The sequence below is a fragment of the Desulfosarcina cetonica JCM 12296 genome, assembly GCF_001311845.1.
Classification (GTDB): Bacteria; Desulfobacterota; Desulfobacteria; order Desulfobacterales; family Desulfosarcinaceae; genus Desulfosarcina; species Desulfosarcina cetonica.
In genome coordinates this window covers 1-14,498 of sequence record NZ_BBCC01000071.1, presented here as the reverse complement: position 1 = coordinate 14,498, position 14,498 = coordinate 1, and the positions used below count along the sequence as shown (strand labels likewise).

Annotated in this window: 16 protein-coding genes and 2 pseudogenes; 12 read left to right on the top strand and 6 right to left on the bottom strand. The window is 53.5% G+C overall.

Annotated features, from left to right (window positions below; all coding sequences use genetic code 11):
• Positions 1-41: 41 nt before the first annotated feature.
• A complete protein-coding gene (locus JCM12296_RS16665; RefSeq protein ID WP_054695434.1) occupies positions 42-1,400 on the bottom strand; it encodes an MATE family efflux transporter in 1,359 nt (452 codons plus the stop codon).
• 120 nt (positions 1,401-1,520) lie between these two features.
• On the opposite strand from JCM12296_RS16665, the gene JCM12296_RS16660 reads away from it, so the two are divergent.
• On the top strand, positions 1,521-2,144 hold the full coding sequence (locus JCM12296_RS16660; RefSeq protein WP_054695431.1) for an HD domain-containing protein: 624 nt from the start codon (positions 1,521-1,523) through the stop codon (positions 2,142-2,144).
• A gap of 15 nt (positions 2,145-2,159) precedes the next feature.
• Here JCM12296_RS16660 and JCM12296_RS16655 read toward each other — a convergent pair whose 3' ends face one another.
• Positions 2,160-3,470, bottom strand: coding sequence for a tetratricopeptide repeat protein (locus tag JCM12296_RS16655; protein WP_054695427.1), 1,311 nt, complete (start codon positions 3,468-3,470; stop codon positions 2,160-2,162).
• Between the two features lie 366 nt (positions 3,471-3,836).
• Between JCM12296_RS16655 and JCM12296_RS16650 the strand changes: the two genes are divergently transcribed.
• Positions 3,837-4,115, top strand: a complete 279-nt coding sequence (locus tag JCM12296_RS16650; protein WP_054695424.1) for a YrhK family protein — start codon at positions 3,837-3,839, stop codon at positions 4,113-4,115.
• 100 nt (positions 4,116-4,215) lie between these two features.
• Positions 4,216-5,238, top strand: a complete 1,023-nt coding sequence (locus JCM12296_RS16645) for a glucokinase (protein ID WP_054695422.1) — start codon at positions 4,216-4,218, stop codon at positions 5,236-5,238.
• Between the two features lie 16 nt (positions 5,239-5,254).
• On the opposite strand, the gene JCM12296_RS16640 is transcribed toward JCM12296_RS16645, so the two are convergent.
• Together JCM12296_RS16640 and JCM12296_RS16635 are read right to left on the bottom strand one after the other, a co-directional pair.
• Positions 5,255-5,542, bottom strand: a complete 288-nt coding sequence (locus JCM12296_RS16640) for a type II toxin-antitoxin system RelE family toxin (protein WP_054695419.1) — start codon at positions 5,540-5,542, stop codon at positions 5,255-5,257.
• On the bottom strand, positions 5,532-5,786 hold the full coding sequence (locus tag JCM12296_RS16635; RefSeq protein WP_054695416.1) for a type II toxin-antitoxin system Phd/YefM family antitoxin: 255 nt from the start codon (positions 5,784-5,786) through the stop codon (positions 5,532-5,534). The genes JCM12296_RS16640 and JCM12296_RS16635 overlap by 11 nt, the downstream gene beginning before the upstream one ends.
• A gap of 342 nt (positions 5,787-6,128) precedes the next feature.
• Here JCM12296_RS16635 and JCM12296_RS16630 point away from each other — a divergent pair, with 342 nt between their 5' ends.
• The gene (locus tag JCM12296_RS16630; protein ID WP_054695409.1) at positions 6,129-6,842 is read left to right on the top strand and encodes an ABC transporter ATP-binding protein; all 714 of its coding nucleotides are present in this window, start codon (positions 6,129-6,131) and stop codon (positions 6,840-6,842) included.
• A gap of 1 nt (position 6,843) precedes the next feature.
• On the top strand, positions 6,844-7,638 hold the full coding sequence (locus JCM12296_RS16625; protein ID WP_054695405.1) for an ABC transporter permease: 795 nt from the start codon (positions 6,844-6,846) through the stop codon (positions 7,636-7,638).
• 14 nt (positions 7,639-7,652) lie between these two features.
• Here JCM12296_RS16625 and JCM12296_RS16620 read toward each other — a convergent pair.
• Together JCM12296_RS16620 and JCM12296_RS16610 are read right to left on the bottom strand one after the other, a co-directional pair.
• Positions 7,653-8,917, bottom strand: a pseudogene (locus JCM12296_RS16620) (NAD(P)/FAD-dependent oxidoreductase).
• Between the two features lie 68 nt (positions 8,918-8,985).
• Entirely contained in the window at positions 8,986-9,480 is a 495-nt protein-coding gene (locus JCM12296_RS16610) for a 4Fe-4S dicluster domain-containing protein (RefSeq protein ID WP_054695397.1), read from the bottom strand.
• Between the two features lie 277 nt (positions 9,481-9,757).
• On the opposite strand from JCM12296_RS16610, the gene JCM12296_RS16605 reads away from it, so the two are divergent.
• The 7 genes and pseudogenes from JCM12296_RS16605 (at position 9,758) to JCM12296_RS16580 (ending at position 13,720) form a co-directional block, all read left to right on the top strand.
• Positions 9,758-10,036 carry a hypothetical protein gene (locus JCM12296_RS16605; RefSeq protein WP_054695392.1) on the top strand — a complete coding sequence of 93 codons (279 nt, stop codon included), beginning with the start codon at positions 9,758-9,760 and terminating at the stop codon, positions 10,034-10,036.
• 18 nt (positions 10,037-10,054) lie between these two features.
• Positions 10,055-10,606: pseudogene (locus JCM12296_RS44715) on the top strand (aldehyde ferredoxin oxidoreductase N-terminal domain-containing protein); the annotation flags it as partial.
• 308 nt (positions 10,607-10,914) lie between these two features.
• Positions 10,915-11,889, top strand: a complete 975-nt coding sequence (locus JCM12296_RS44710) for an aldehyde ferredoxin oxidoreductase C-terminal domain-containing protein (protein WP_281492034.1) — start codon at positions 10,915-10,917, stop codon at positions 11,887-11,889.
• Positions 11,886-11,993 (top strand): aldehyde ferredoxin oxidoreductase C-terminal domain-containing protein, encoded by a 108-nt coding sequence (locus tag JCM12296_RS47605; protein ID WP_281492033.1) that lies wholly within the window; start codon positions 11,886-11,888, stop codon positions 11,991-11,993. The genes JCM12296_RS44710 and JCM12296_RS47605 overlap by 4 nt, the downstream gene beginning before the upstream one ends.
• 63 nt (positions 11,994-12,056) lie before the next feature.
• The gene (locus tag JCM12296_RS16590) at positions 12,057-12,554 is read left to right on the top strand and encodes a 4Fe-4S dicluster domain-containing protein (protein ID WP_054695383.1); all 498 of its coding nucleotides are present in this window, start codon (positions 12,057-12,059) and stop codon (positions 12,552-12,554) included.
• Between the two features lie 135 nt (positions 12,555-12,689).
• Positions 12,690-13,457, top strand: a complete 768-nt coding sequence (locus JCM12296_RS16585; protein WP_054695380.1) for a HesA/MoeB/ThiF family protein — start codon at positions 12,690-12,692, stop codon at positions 13,455-13,457.
• Positions 13,448-13,720, top strand: a complete 273-nt coding sequence (locus tag JCM12296_RS16580) for a MoaD/ThiS family protein (protein WP_054695377.1) — start codon at positions 13,448-13,450, stop codon at positions 13,718-13,720. Before JCM12296_RS16585 ends, JCM12296_RS16580 begins: the two co-directional genes overlap by 10 nt.
• The last annotated feature ends 778 nt before the right edge of the window (positions 13,721-14,498 follow it).

The following is a 14,498-nucleotide window of genomic DNA, read 5'->3' as shown; positions in this document are numbered from 1 at the left end:
CGGTGGGTGGCTCCATGACATGGCACATGGAGCCATCCTGGTCAGATGACCCGGATTTTTTGCCAGCGTCCTTGCCGGAAACGCCAGAAGGAGACCGCACACAGGGACAGCACATACAGGGTCAGGATGATCCAGCAGGAGAGAAGTCCTGCCTTTTGCCAGGCAATCAGGAGCCAAAGGGGCAGGATCATCACCAAAAGGGTGGCTACCCCCATGCTCCACATGATAAAACGGGTGTCACCGGCACCCTTCAAAACGCCGATGAAGGTGAAGTAAAGCGCATCAAAGGCGATGAAGACCGCCATGGTGCGCAGGACCCGGGTGCCGTCGGCCAGCAGACGGGCGTAGTCGGGGTTGCCGCGTTCGGCCGCCAGGAAAAGATCCAGCACCGTGTGGGGCGCGAAGAGGAAGATCAGGTCCAGGAAAAAGATATAGGTCAACAGCACCCGAATGGTCTGACGGGTGAAACGAAGGGCCGCGGGAACGTCGTTTCTGCCCAGGGACTGGCCCACCAGGGTGGAAAGCCCCATGGAGAATCCCACGGCGGGCATGAAGGCCAGGGACTCCAGGGAGAAGGCGATGTTGCTGATGGACAGCTCGGTTTTGCCCAGGCGGCCCATGGCGAAAATGAAGAAGGTGAAGGCGAACACGTCGATGGTGAATTGCAATGAAGCCGGTACGCCCCGGGCGACGATGCGGCGGCACAGATCCATATCCAGGCGGCGGCTGGAGAGAACACCGTAACGCCGGTCGTTTTCCCGGTTGAAGATCAACAGGCCAAAGAGCGTGGCAATCAGCGTCCAGCTGAACACCGTGGCGATGCCTGCCCCGCGGATACCCATTTCCGGGAAAATTCCGATCCCGTTGATCAGGGCATAATCCAGCGGGATGTTGACCAGCATGCCGATGCCGTTGATCAGCATCACCGGGCGCGTCCGGCCCCTTCCGGAGAAGAAGCCGGCCAGTGCGGTGCCCATCACGTTGATCCCCCCGCCCAGGCAGAGGATCCGGAAATAGCTTTGTTCCAGCGCCTGGATTTCCGGCGGGTGGCCGCCCAGTTGGAAAATCGGCCCGGCAGCCTGGGACGCCGCCGTGAGGATGACGGCGGCCAGCAGGGAGAAATAGATCCCCTGCCAGATGCAGGGGCCGATGCGGGAGAAATTTCCCGCACCGGTATACTGGGCCACGAAAACGCTCAGGTAGCCGGTGATTCCGGTAAAGAAGGTCAGGATGAGAAAAGCGGCCACGCCGGCCGGCAGGGCTGCGGCAATGGTATCGAGGGAATAGTTGGCCAAAAAGACCCGGTCGGTGAATTCCATGACCGTGGTGGCCGCCATGGAGAGAACCAGGGGCAGGCTGACGGAAAAAAGATCACGATAATGATGGAGGCGATGGCGCATGGCGGTTTCGTATTTCCGGCAACCTTAACGTCTGCTTTTTTCAACCTAAGTTGAGCGTTTCCCATTTTGGATATTTTGTAATCCAATTAGGTTCAAGTTTCTGCGGAGTTGAAAACAACAATGATGATGCTTCAAACCATTTCCATCGACGAGAAGTTTCAATTGGCAAAAATAGATCCGGCCTTTCGGGACATTTTCAAGTCGGCCTTGCCCTTTCTGGAGACCCGGAAAAATCTGATTCATACGTACATTGTCTACCAATATGCAACCGCTTTATTGAAATGCGCCCAGGGCGCTCCTGAAGTCATCATGCCCGCCTGCATTTTGCATGATGTCGGGTGGTCCGCGATCCCGGTGTCGGATCAGCTCAAAGCGTTCAAGCCGGGGAAGAGGGATGAAAGCCTCAGGAGAAAGCATGAAACCGAAGGCGTCGCCATTGCCAGGGACATTCTGGCGGCACTGGGCTTTCAGGATGCACGGATTAACCAAATCGTATCCATCATCGACGGGCATGACACCACCCAGGCGGCAAGATCTCCGGAAGATGCCGTCGTCAAAGATGCGGACAAATTATGGCGATATTCAAAGGTGGGGTTCCATATCGATATCGAAAGATTCGAATTTCCGCCCAAGCGTCATTTCGACTACCTTGTCGGCCATCTTGATAAATGGTTTCTGACCCGTGAGGGCCGCACGATCGCGATTCATGAGGCCCACCAGCGAGAGCTGGCCTATGGCGTCTAGCGCATACGGTCATCATCATGTCGGCAGTCTTTCATTTCCCGTCTTTTTGGCCACAATTAACAATCCCTTGACCTCATCCCCCGACTGCTTGCGGATAACCGCGTCGGTTTCCTCAACGGGCGCCAATCCATGATGTTTCAGGCACTCCCTGATATACCGATGTGAATGGGCATAGCGTCCGCTGGGAAACAACTGATACCCGGTACTGTCGTCTTCCAATTTTTCCACCGAAAAGGCAATCATCCCTCCATGAACAAGATCGGATGATGCCGATCGGATGATCGGATCCAGATTCCCGAAATAGACAAATACGTCAGAGCTATATATAAGATCAAAGGGGTGGGAAAATGTCCAGTCTTGAAGGATGTCAAAGACGATGAGATCGTCGTAGGTATTTTTCTCCGCGGCCTTTTGGAGCATCTTGGCCGATACATCGACACCCATGAGGAATTTTGCATATGGCCGGTAGAATTGTGAGCCCAAACCGGTGCCGCAGCCGAGATCCAGAACCGTCAGATCTTGCTTCAGATGTGGGCGCACCAGGTTAAACAGGCGTTCAGGGGTCTGGTATTGCAGATCGTTTACCAGAATCTTTTCAAACGTCCCGGCACACTGATCAAAAATCCTGCGGACATGCTGTGCCGGGGCGGCATCGGGGGGTGCCGACGTCCCCAGGCTCTGGAGCATGAACTTGGCCGCCGCATCGCCCGGCTTGATCGCCAGCACTTTGTTGTAATGGTCCCCGGCGGCTTTGAATTGCCCGAGTTTCTGTAAGGAGACTCCCAGGTTGAAGTGGGCGGATGCATAATCCGGCTGTATTTCAATCGCCTTTCGGTATGAGCTGGCGGCGTTTTCAACCATGTGAAACTCATCCTGTGCCACACCCAGGTTGTTCCATGCCTCCGCCATGTCAGGCGCGAATGCCACCGCCCGTCGAAAACAGGAGATGGCTTCCTCCGGATCGCCGATTTCCCGGTAAGCCACACCCATATTGTTCCATGCCAAACCAAATCTGGGCTGCTGCTTGACGATGGCCCGGTAAATGTGGATGGCCCCCCTGTCGTCTCCCGCCATCTGCTTGAGTCTGCCCAGATTATAGCATGCCGATAGAGAGGGCGGATTTAGATTGGCCGCTTTTTCAAAATACGCTTTTGCCTTGTCCGGTTGGGCCTGATCCAGGAAAACCGTTCCAAGCGCGTTCAGCACCGATCCCGAATCCGGCTCTGCCTTCAATATTTCGAGATAGGCTTTTTCCGCATCGGCAAGCCTGCCTTCCGCGTGGGCCAGAGCCGCTTGTTTGAGAATGTGTTCGCATTCGTTTTTCATGTGCGTGGATAAGGATATATTGTTTTTGGTGAGAGATACGAGGCTCGTTCACAACGGAAATCGGTATTCGAATACCACACGATGGGCCATTAGACAATCAAGACAAGGGGGCAACGCCGATATCGGGCTTCTAAGGAAGTGACCCAAAATTCGGGTCACTTCGTGAACACAGATATTTCCCCGCAAGGGGTAAGCCGCTTTTTACGAATCCGTCAATGTTCCCTTGCATTCCTCCTCCCGTGGGCTATAGTATTCAAGATCATGTTTTGGGGCTGCGTTATCGGTCGTCGCGGTATGGTTTATACAGCTTCCTCCCTCTGGCCTTGCCAAAAACATTATCTTAAATACGATATATAAAGCGTCATTATGGAAGATAATAAAAATCCAGAGTTGGACGTTTATTTGGGCCATCGGCACATCGTTATTCAACGGCGATATGAGGCGTTGGGCGCTTTAAACGATTTGATGATAGCGATCTGGTTTTTAATCGGAAGCTTTTTCTTCTTAAATCAATCGCTAGTTGAGAGCGGCACTTGGCTGTTTATTGTCGGGTGTATTCAGCTACTAATAAAGCCCGTGTTGAAACTTTCCAGTTTGGTACATTCAAGCCGCGTCTACAAAAAACAATACAAGATGGAAGAATAAGCTCCGTCTGTCCCGACAACCCAATATACTTTTTCAGCGGAGTGCGAAAATCCTCTGCAGCAAGAAAATCATTGCTGCTGAATCACTGAACGGGGGATCAATGAGAATTTGCGTAGATGCCGGAGGAACGAGTATCCGGATTGCCTATGTGAATGACGCTCACCAAATCATCATCAAGAAGAAGTATCGAATCGATCGCTTTCCCGGGGCGGATAAAGGTTTCCATTCCGCATTAAATCAATTTTTGTCAGACACCCAAGGGTGCGGCGTTCAACTTGACAGGATAACGTCTATCGTCATTAGTGCTGCTGGTCATTTAACCCAACATAGAAATTTTGTCCGGTTTACGAACGCTGACTGGCAGATCTCAACCAATGCGCTGGTTGAAACGTTTAAGACGGCAATATCTCCCCATATCGTTGTGCTTCTCCTGAATGATTTTGAGGCGCTTGCTTACGGACTCTCGGCAATTGAAAATGAAGATGTCGTCCCCATATGCAGTGGAAAGGGCCGCGGCGACACTAAGATCGTTTGTGGGCCTGGAACTGGATTGGGTCTTGCCGCACTCAAGGAAACCGCCGATGGCCGATTGATTGTGATCCCATCAGAAGGTGGTCATCAAAGCTTTCCGCCCGAGGCAGGCATGGAACAAGATATAATCAAGCAGACAATGCAGAATTTTGTAAGTTATGAAGACATCTTATCCGGGAAAGGCTTGCAACGGCTATATGCTTTTTTTTACCGTAAAACTAGTCGCCTTAAGGACAACCAACCTTCTCCGGAAAAAATTTTAACCTTATATAATAGTGGCGATGAAGTGGCTCGTGAAACGTTGGAAGCGTTTTCTCAGGCATTGGGAACTTTTTGTGGGAATATGGTACTATCGCTCGGTGCGACTCAAGGTGTCTATTTGTGGGGCGGGGTTATCGAAGCGTTTCCCAATGATATCCTGGAAAACCAGATGATGGATCGTTTTCATAAACGTGGGAAAATGGCTTCTTATGTGGCTGATATACCGGTGTATAGGATTGTCAGTGGAGGTATTGCATTAAAAGGTTGCTCGATCTACGCATGCCTGAAAAAAGCAAGCTGGGCCGAACGGCCTTTTGCCAAAACCCCATAGCGGTTTTGATGCCTTATCAGAAAATGGCCTTTCTTTTCTTTAACATCCTGTAAATTGTGTCGCGCCGTCCGACGCTTATCACATAAACCGTGATTTCTTTATCCTCGACTTCATACACCAGCCGATAGCCGACCGACCGTAACTTGATCTTATAATAATTGGTGTAGCCTCTGAGCCGTGATGCCGGAACGTGGGGATTTTCAAGCCGTTTCTCCAATTGCGCCTTGAATTGTCCCTGGATGCGCGGGTCGAGTTTGCGCCACTCCTTTAATGCGCTCGGCAAAAACTTCAGCTTATAGCTCATTAAGGCTGACCTCAATGGCATCGGCCTTCTCGCCTCTTCGCTGCTCGATAATTCCGGCCAGTTCTACGTCTTCGGCGATTTCCATCAGCATTTCATATGTCTCGGCGGGAATGATGTAGGCGGTCGGCTTGTTGCGGTTGAGCAGGGCGATGGCTTCGCCGTGGGCATCGTCTATTACCGCCTGGGGGTTGCGCTTCAATTCGCTGATGCTGACAGACAGGCTGGCATGAATTTTCCTTAGCATGGCGTCACCTTTCTTGGGTCTTTATAAGGTACTTTATGTGACCTTTTATTAGGTCTTTTATGATTCTCCGTCAAGCATTTTAAATGTCCCATATGTGAACCTTATCGAATTTGGCGGTCCGGAGATATCGGCCTTTTTGCCATGAAGGGGCGGTTTGTTTCAGCAGATCGTTTTGGGTTCGTTGGATTGGCGGTTTCAATCTGTGGGTGCTCCATGCTATTCTAAAAAAAAGTTCCGCTTTGTTCAGGCGGCAACAGGTTCCAATCCATTGTGTAGAAAATCCATTTATTTCTTTTGTATATCGGACGGTTATCGTCTGGGACGTTTGTTTAAGGGTAAAGCATGATTTCATTCGAGAACGTTACCAAACTGTTCGGGGACTTGGTCGCCGTGGACGGGGTCTCCTTTACGGTCCAAAAAGGCGAGGCCTTTGCCCTGTTGGGGCCCAACGGCGCAGGGAAGACGACCCTGGTGCGCATGCTGCTCGGCTTCTCGCGGAGCAGCGCCGGAAACATCCGCATCCATGGGCTGCCGGCCGGCAAGCCGGCATCGCGTCGGAAGCTGGGCTACCTGGCGGAAAACCATCGCATCCCGCCCTATCTGTCCGGCTGGGAATACCTGATGCGCCACGCCGCATTTTGCGGTTTGAACGGTGCCCGCGCCAGGACCGCGGCGGGCGATATGCTGCAACGTGTCGGCATGCAGGGCCAGGAAAGGAAAAAAGCCTCGCATTACTCCAAGGGGATGGTTCAGCGCATCGGACTGGCAGCGGCCCTTTTGGGCGATCCCGAACTGCTGGTTCTGGACGAGCCGGTCTCGGGTCTTGATCCCCTGGGGATGCGAGATATTCGCATCCTGCTGGAAACCTTCAAGACGCGTGGCGGTACCCTTTTGCTCAACTCCCACCTGCTCTCCGAGGTGGAGCGGCTCTGTGATTCAGTGGCCATCATGAATAAGGGCCGCATCGTGGTCAAGGGTGGCCTGGCGAAGATCGTTCAGGAGAATGAGACGCTGGAAGCGGTCTTTATCCGCCACGTGGAGGGGGGCACAGAGTAAAATGGGTCGGATTTCGCTTGTTACCGTCAAGGACTTGATGCGTCAGAAGAGCTTTTATGTCTTGCTGGCGGTCGCGCTGTTTTTTGTTTTGCTGCTCAGAAGCTGCTACCATGGCAGCTATAATGTCAACGGGCAGACGATGCCTTCGGCGTCCGTGGCCTTCCATGCCTCGCTGATCGCATTTCACGTGGTGGCTGCCGGCATGTTCCTGATGACCACCCTGCTGGCCATGGGTATTTTTTCGCGGGACCGCAACGACGGCAGCCTGGTGATGTTTCTCTCCCGGCCCATGGACCGCTGGCAGTACGTGCTTGGAAGAATTGCCGGCACCTGGATGCTGGCGACCCTTTTCATGTTCATTCTTCACCTGACCATCGCCCTGATCGGCCTGGCCAATACCGGTTCGTTGATCGCCGGATACTTGACCGCATCGCTCATCTGTTCGGTCAATCTTTTGTTTGCCATTGTGCTGACATGCACCTTGTCCCTCTTTTTTCCCAATGTGGTGGCCGCGCTTTTCTCCCTGATCGTCATCGGCATCAGCTTTGTATCGGACGGGGCCTACCAGCTCATGCAAAGCGACATGGTCCGGCAAATGGTTTCCGGACAGGCCGACATCTCCCTGTGGCGCACCCTTTTTCCCAAGGTCTACATGCTTCAGGATATTGCTTCCAGCTGGATCACGGGAACGTCCTTCGATGCCATGCCGTCGGCCTATGTGTGGACCAATGTGCTTTTCTACACAGCCGTGTTGGGCATCATTGCGTTATTGCGTTTTCGCGGCAGCGAGATATAGCGGACGGATCGTCCTCAAGCGCTTGATTGCATCAGGCTCCCCATGTGAATCTGGTGCCAGGCGTGGACGGCGCCGGTGGAAGGAAGCTGAGCAATCTTTCTTCTCAATCGGTTCATGTCGTCTTTTCGCCACATGGCACCGATGAAAAACCCGATGCTGTCGGCGTATTTCCCGATGGCCTGCCCGCCGACCACCTTGCCATCCAAAAGCACGACGCGCAGATAGTCGTTGCCGTTTTCACGTTCGATCAACTCCTTGTCGCCCAGGATGCAATCGGTTGCCCGCATGGTTTTGCCGAAGGTGACGGCATGGGTGTCGAAGAAATGGGCCCGGGCAAAGGCATACGCCCCCAAGTACTTGACCTGCTCACCAAGAATATTGCGGGCCACGATTTCACCCTGCTCGATGGCGTTGTGCTTGAGCTGGAACATGGCCATCTCGCCGGTGCAGGCATCGATGGTCTGAACGCAATCACCGCAGGCATAGATATCGGGCACCGACGTTTGCATGGTTCGATCGACCTGGATGCCCCGCTCGGTGGCGATGCCGGCGGTCCGCGCCAACGCCACCCCGGGAACCACGCCGGTGGCGACCACCACCGTGTCACACGGTATCTCGCGTTTATCGGTCGTGACGCCGGTAACTGCTATGTCCCCGTTGATACGCATGACTTTCTCACCGGTATGGACATGAATCCCGTAGCGTTCCATGGCGGCCTCGATCCGTTTGGCCGTGACCTCGTCAAATAGGGCGGGTAGAATCCAGTCCAAGAGCTCGATGATCGTGACCGCGTAACCCTTTTTCTTTAGCGCCTCGGCCGCTTCAATACCGATGGCGCCGGAGCCGATCACCACCGCACGGGTTCCGTTGTGAGAACGCAGCTTGAGCGTCTCATGGAACTGCTTGCAGCTGAATACGCCCTGGTTGCGGATGCCTCGATCGGCGGGATAAACAGATCCCCACCATGGGCCAGCACCAGCTTGTCATAGGAAATGCGCGATCCGTTTTCAGTGACGATCGTTTTAACGTCCGGCGAGATGGAAGCCACCTTGCTGTTGACCATCAATTGGATCCGATGGTTCGTATAGTCATCCGCCATTTTCCTAAATACCGACCTTTCCTCACAGTCTCCCCCCAAAAAATAGGGCAGCGAACAGGGATCGTATTCCGGCACATTTTCGGCAGAAACAATACAGATGTCGGTGTCTTGGCAACGTTTACGGATTGAAAAGGCCACCTGGTTGCCCGCAATGCCATTTCCAACAATGACGACTTTCATAATACCCCCCTCTGTCTTTACCGAGAAACTATCGATTAAAATCCGTCAATCCCAAAAGAGTCGGAGATCTACCTGGAGGGGAAGATGGCCCGTGATCGCCCCGCCCGTTCTCTGACCCTGTCAATGGTGAGAGATTCGCCCTTGACCATCTTCAATGCACCTTCTTTTTGGCAGGCCGTCACACACCACGGCTGCTGCGCGTCATCCATGCACATATCGCAGGTCATGGTCTGCCCGCTGAAGGGATTCACCGAGGGGCTGCCCACCGGACAGATGTAAACGCATGCCCGACAGCCAATGCACACCGACGTATCGGTAATGACCGTGCCGTTGGCCTGCCGGATCCGGGCGTTCATGGGGCAGACCTTTATACAGGGGGCGTTGTCGCAGGCCATGCAGAGGATCGGCACGTTGAGCGCCTGATCCTCGTATCGCATGACCTTGACGCGGGAAAGAAAGGGGTTGATGACGTTGTGGTGCTTCATTGAACAGGCCAGCATGCAACGTTTGCATCCTGTACATCGGGCTGCATCGATCAGCAATTGTTCCCGTCTTTTTTCCATCGTCGAAGGCCTTTTGTTAAGTCATTTGAGTTGATTCGCCAGGTATCAGGCTGTCGCTGATACGGGATGGGGTTCCGTAATGTTAAAATTCATTATAATGAATTAGTTGCTAAACCTATATTATGCATGATTGTGCGTGTCAAACAAAAATTAGGTTATTTTTGGTTATTTTTCACCAGTACTAACGAAAAACGACTTGACCTAATCGAAATCATAATATAATTGAATTCATCATAATGAATTTTTCGGACATCAACATCAACCGAAGGAGCAGCCCATGGCCACAGACACCGGCAAAACTTCCGCATCAGAATCGCTTCGCAAAACCCGAACGTATGGCAAGGTCAGATGCCACAATCCCAGCTGCATGGGACGGCTGGAACCCGAGCCCGGCGCGCAGCAGATTTCCTGCCCGACCTGCGGCATGACCTACCGGCTTTTCTGGGTAACCCCCCAACTGCCCCGAATCCGTGGTCCGGTCTGGGAGGTCAACCGCAAGCTGGCCGAAGAAACGTTGGCTAAAAAACTGGAAGCATCTAAGGACGGTTCCAAATAAACAAGGAGGGAACGCGACATGGCACTGGATCGGAAAATTGCATATATCGATCTCACGACCGGCAAGATCGAGACCAAGCCCATTCCGCTGGAAGTCAGGAAAAAATTCATCGGTGGCCGCGGCCTTGACGCCTATCTGCTTTACAATCACGCCCCCAAGGGCTGCGACCCCCTGGGACCCGACAACCCGCTCATCGTCAGCGGCGGGCTGCTGACCGCCACCTGCGCGTCGGCGACGTCAAGAACCCACATCATGGCCAAATCGCCCCTGACCAACCTTTTGGGAAGCTGCAACATGGGCGGTTTTTTCTCTCCGGAGATGGCCTGGGCCGGCTTTCACCACCTGGTCATCACGGGCAAGGCCGAGAAACCGGTTTATCTGTGGATCCACAATGGTGACATCGAAATCCGCGACGCATCCCATCTGTGGGGCAAAACCTGCACCGAGACCCAGTGGGCCATCCGTGAGGATCACGGCGACCAGGAGATCAAAAGCATGGTGATCGGTGCCGCCGGCGAGAACCTGGTGACCTACGCCTGCGTGATGACCGGCATCAAGAACTCGGGTGGCCGCTCGGGCATGGGCTGTGTCATGGGCTCCAAAAACCTCAAGGCGATTGCCTGCCGCGGCGACATGGATATCCGACTCGCCCATCCCGTGGATGCCCTGGAACATAACAAAAAATTTATCGAACAGATCACCAGCGCCAAGGTCAACCAGACCCAAGGGACCCTGGGAACGCCCTTTATCTGGGGCGCGACCAACTGCTGGGGCGGCGTCCGCACCCGTAACTTTCAATACAACCAGATGCTTTATGCCGATGAGATCGAGCCCGAAGCCATCGACGACATTGCCACGGAAACCATGGGCCCCATCACATGGCCGGCTGTTTCGGCTGCCAGGTGCATTGCCGGGCGAAGTACAAGATCCAGACCGGTCCTTTGGCCGGGAAGTATGACGAGGGCCCTGAATACACTTCCCTGGGCGCCTTCGGCAGCGAGCCCGACTGCAGAAAAGCCGAAACCGTTCTGTCCGCCAATCACCTGGTCGACCAGTACGGCGTCGACAACCTTGAGATCGGCAGCATCATCTCCTGGGCCATGGAACTCTATGAACTGGGCATCCTGACCAATAAGGAAACCGAGGGTCTGGAACTCAAGTTCGGCAACGACAAGGCCCTGATTCAGATGATCCATGAGATTTGCAACCGCAGCAGCTGGCTGGGTAACGTGTTGGCCGACGGCGGCATTCCCGCATCAGAGAAAATCGGCAAGAACGCCTTTGACTATCTCATTCAGGTCAAGGGCATGAACAACCTGCACTCCGACGAGCGCGCCACACCGGCCCTGGCCCTGAACATCGCCACGGCCTCGCGCGGTTCCGACCACCTGCGCAGCCGGCCGGCCATCGATCTTTACCATCTGCCGGAAAAGGTGTTGCGGAAAATTTACAGCAGCCCGATTCCCTATGACGGCCCACTTTCCTCGGAGCATACCGAATATGTCGGCAAACCCTGGCAGGTGTTCTGGCAGGAGAACTGCTATATGGCCGTGGACTGCCTGGGCATTTGCAAATACCACACGTTGTTCCTGGGCGCGACGCTGCCCAACTTCGAGGATTGGCCAGCGGTGATCTACTATAACACGGGCCTCGAGTTCACGGCGGAAGACCTCTGGTATGCCGCCGAACGGTGCAACAACATGGAACGCCTCTTTAATTTGCGCGAAGGCCTCACCCGCAACGATCCGTACAAAGGCGACACCCTCAACCACCGGTATTTTGACGAACCCTGCCGGCGGGCGCCCCGGATGTTGTCGGCCGCTGCATTGATCGGGAGAAATTCAGCAACATGATCGATGAATTTTATGGTCATCACGGGTGGGACAAAAAAGGCTTCCCGACCCCCGAAACCCTGGAACGGTTGGGACTGGATCAGGAACCTTCCCACCTGGTTTAAATAGCGCCCATCCTCAGATACGCGATTGATGGATGGACACTGAACGAATTGAAGGAGAAAACAATGGAAAAATTTCTCACGGTTAATGCTGAAAAATGCACCGGCTGCCGCCTTTGCGAACAGGTCTGTTCCGTCGTTCACGAAGGCGTGTCCAACCCGGCGAAGAGCAGAATCCAAATCGTAAAGTGGGAAGACGAAGGGCGCTATATACCGATGATCTGCCAGCAGTGCGAGGATGCCCCGTGCAAAAACGTCTGTCCGGTAGGCGCCATTTCCCGCGACAAGGATTTCGGTTTTTTGATGGTCAACCAAGAAGTCTGCATCGGCTGCCGCTCCTGCGTCAATATCTGCCCCTTCGGCGCCATGAATTACAATCGGACCACGAATCAAGTTTTTAAATGTGACCTGTGTGGCGGAGATCCGCAGTGCGTCCGCTTTTGCGATGTAAAAGCCATCGATTTTATTCCCGCCGATGTGGTCGTTGCCCGCAAGAAACGGGAAAGTGCCCTGCGCCAGTCCGAAGCCAAAGGCCAGCCGGCCGCAGCAGGAGAACACCTATAGCACAGCATCCCCACAGGGATTTTTGCCATAGACGTGATCCGAAAAGGTAAAGCGGTTGAGACCATAAACGAAGCGAGGGCGGCCTGGAGCAATATTCAGCCGCCCCGTGTCGTTTTTCTCACAGGAGACAAAACCATGCCTGCCTTCCTATCCACGGAAGAACGCGGCCGCTATGAGCGGCAGATCGGCATCGATGAAATCGGCGAGGCCGGCCAGGTGAAGCTGAAGCAGGCCAAGGTGTGCATCTGCGGGGCCGGTGGCTTGGGGTCGCCTGCGGCGATGTATCTGGCCGCCGCCGGGATCGGCACGATCACCCTCGTTGATCACGACCGCGTCGCCTTGACCAACCTGAATCGTCAGATCCTTCACGGCGACAGCGATATCGGTCGCTTCAAGGTCGCGTCCGCGAAAGCAACTCTGCATCAATTGAATGCGCATGTCATCGTCAACGCTGTCCAAAGCCATATCACCCAGGAAAATGCACGGGCACTGGTGGCTGACCACGATATCATCATCGACGCTTTGGACAATCTGGGAACCCGCTATATCCTCAACAAAGCCGCGTTGGTATCGAATATCCCGTTCATTCATGGTGCCGTCAACGGATTCGAGGGACGGATCATGACGATTCTTCCGGGCCGCAGTACCTGCCTGCGGTGTTTGTACCGCGGCCCCGTGGAACCGCCGCCGGCAATACCGGTCATTGGCGTTACACCGGCCGTGATTGGTGCGCTTCAGGCAACCGAGGCCATCAAAATCATTATCGGCATTGGCGAATTTTTGGCTGATCGGCTGTTAATCTACGACGGCCTGAAGCTTAAATTCAGCGAATTCAAATTACGTAAAAATCCCACCTGCGACCATTGTGGGTATTCTTCCGGGAGGATTTCATCATGCGTGTGACCCTGAATCTTCACAAAACCCACCGGCAATATACCGGCGGCATTGAAACCCTTGAGCTGGAGGGAAATACCATCGGTGATTGCATCGATCGCTTGATCGAACGTTTTTCAGGCATGCGGGAAGCCCTTTTCGACGGCAAGGGCAAGCTGAAGAATCAAATTGAAATTTATCTGAACATGGAAAGCGCCTATCCCGATGAACTGAAAAAGCCGGTCAAGGATGGCGATGATGTTTATATCACCGTCATGCTGGCGGGAGGATAGTCATCGCGCGTGTTTGCCCCCCGTCGCCGAAGACGCCCGCTAACGGCCAAAGCACCCTGTATCTGTAATCGGGGCGATGCAGTACCGGTCTTGTCATCTTCACCTTTGCGAGAAAGTTGCCCATAATGTGATAAGGCCGACTACCAGATATTGTCGTCGGCCAATCCGTCCAAAAACCGGAAATGAGAAAGTCCCCATCATCATACCGGGCGGAAACCTCCACGCCATCACCTAATCTGGTAAACCACAGCGGATAATAGACAAAAGCATAATCTTCTGAACTAAATCCCGATGCTATGGAATCTCCAGTGTTATAATCGATTTTCGGGGCTTGGCCCTAACTTCGCCACATAAACACGAAGGAACGATAAAAAAGCTCAAATTGAGATAGTGCGGAATTCCTTTGTTGCAAAGCTTCAGAGCGTGTAAGATCGATACAGCTACATCCCCCCCGTTTTAGTAAAAAGTGTAACATCTTTTCACAACGAGAATTGCGCCGCTGAGCATCGTGGTGGTGAATTGTCAGTTAATTTAGATATTTTTGGCCGTATGCACATAATTTAACCTATGGTACTATATTTGCTAATATTTCTCAACGATTGTGATACGCTCTGATGATTGGATGGCTTTGAGGCGGTATTATCAGGGGGTAGTTTTTTACTGAAGACGAAGGTCTGAGAATTCAACCGAACGAGATACTGATAGGGAACAAGGAATCCGGCCGGGAACATCTGTGGGGGATGAAAAGGCTACTGGGATCTGAGCTGAAGCGCTAAAG

What these genes read in the sequence shown, in the direction of transcription:
- JCM12296_RS16665 (WP_054695434.1), bottom strand. Translation starts at nt 1,400, where the DNA reads ATGCGCCATCGCCTCCATCATTATCGTGATCTTTTTTCCGTCAGCCTG.
- JCM12296_RS16660 (WP_054695431.1), top strand. Translation starts at nt 1,521, where the DNA reads ATGATGATGCTTCAAACCATTTCCATCGACGAGAAGTTTCAATTGGCA.
- JCM12296_RS16655 (WP_054695427.1), bottom strand. Translation starts at nt 3,470, where the DNA reads ATGAAAAACGAATGCGAACACATTCTCAAACAAGCGGCTCTGGCCCAC.
- JCM12296_RS16650 (WP_054695424.1), top strand. Translation starts at nt 3,837, where the DNA reads ATGGAAGATAATAAAAATCCAGAGTTGGACGTTTATTTGGGCCATCGG.
- JCM12296_RS16645 (WP_054695422.1), top strand. Translation starts at nt 4,216, where the DNA reads ATGAGAATTTGCGTAGATGCCGGAGGAACGAGTATCCGGATTGCCTAT.
- JCM12296_RS16640 (WP_054695419.1), bottom strand. Translation starts at nt 5,542, where the DNA reads ATGAGCTATAAGCTGAAGTTTTTGCCGAGCGCATTAAAGGAGTGGCGC.
- JCM12296_RS16635 (WP_054695416.1), bottom strand. Translation starts at nt 5,786, where the DNA reads ATGCTAAGGAAAATTCATGCCAGCCTGTCTGTCAGCATCAGCGAATTG.
- JCM12296_RS16630 (WP_054695409.1), top strand. Translation starts at nt 6,129, where the DNA reads ATGATTTCATTCGAGAACGTTACCAAACTGTTCGGGGACTTGGTCGCC.
- JCM12296_RS16625 (WP_054695405.1), top strand. Translation starts at nt 6,844, where the DNA reads ATGGGTCGGATTTCGCTTGTTACCGTCAAGGACTTGATGCGTCAGAAG.
- JCM12296_RS16610 (WP_054695397.1), bottom strand. Translation starts at nt 9,480, where the DNA reads ATGGAAAAAAGACGGGAACAATTGCTGATCGATGCAGCCCGATGTACA.
- JCM12296_RS16605 (WP_054695392.1), top strand. Translation starts at nt 9,758, where the DNA reads ATGGCCACAGACACCGGCAAAACTTCCGCATCAGAATCGCTTCGCAAA.
- JCM12296_RS44710 (WP_281492034.1), top strand. Translation starts at nt 10,915, where the DNA reads ATGGCCGGCTGTTTCGGCTGCCAGGTGCATTGCCGGGCGAAGTACAAG.
- JCM12296_RS47605 (WP_281492033.1), top strand. Translation starts at nt 11,886, where the DNA reads ATGATCGATGAATTTTATGGTCATCACGGGTGGGACAAAAAAGGCTTC.
- JCM12296_RS16590 (WP_054695383.1), top strand. Translation starts at nt 12,057, where the DNA reads ATGGAAAAATTTCTCACGGTTAATGCTGAAAAATGCACCGGCTGCCGC.
- JCM12296_RS16585 (WP_054695380.1), top strand. Translation starts at nt 12,690, where the DNA reads ATGCCTGCCTTCCTATCCACGGAAGAACGCGGCCGCTATGAGCGGCAG.
- JCM12296_RS16580 (WP_054695377.1), top strand. Translation starts at nt 13,448, where the DNA reads ATGCGTGTGACCCTGAATCTTCACAAAACCCACCGGCAATATACCGGC.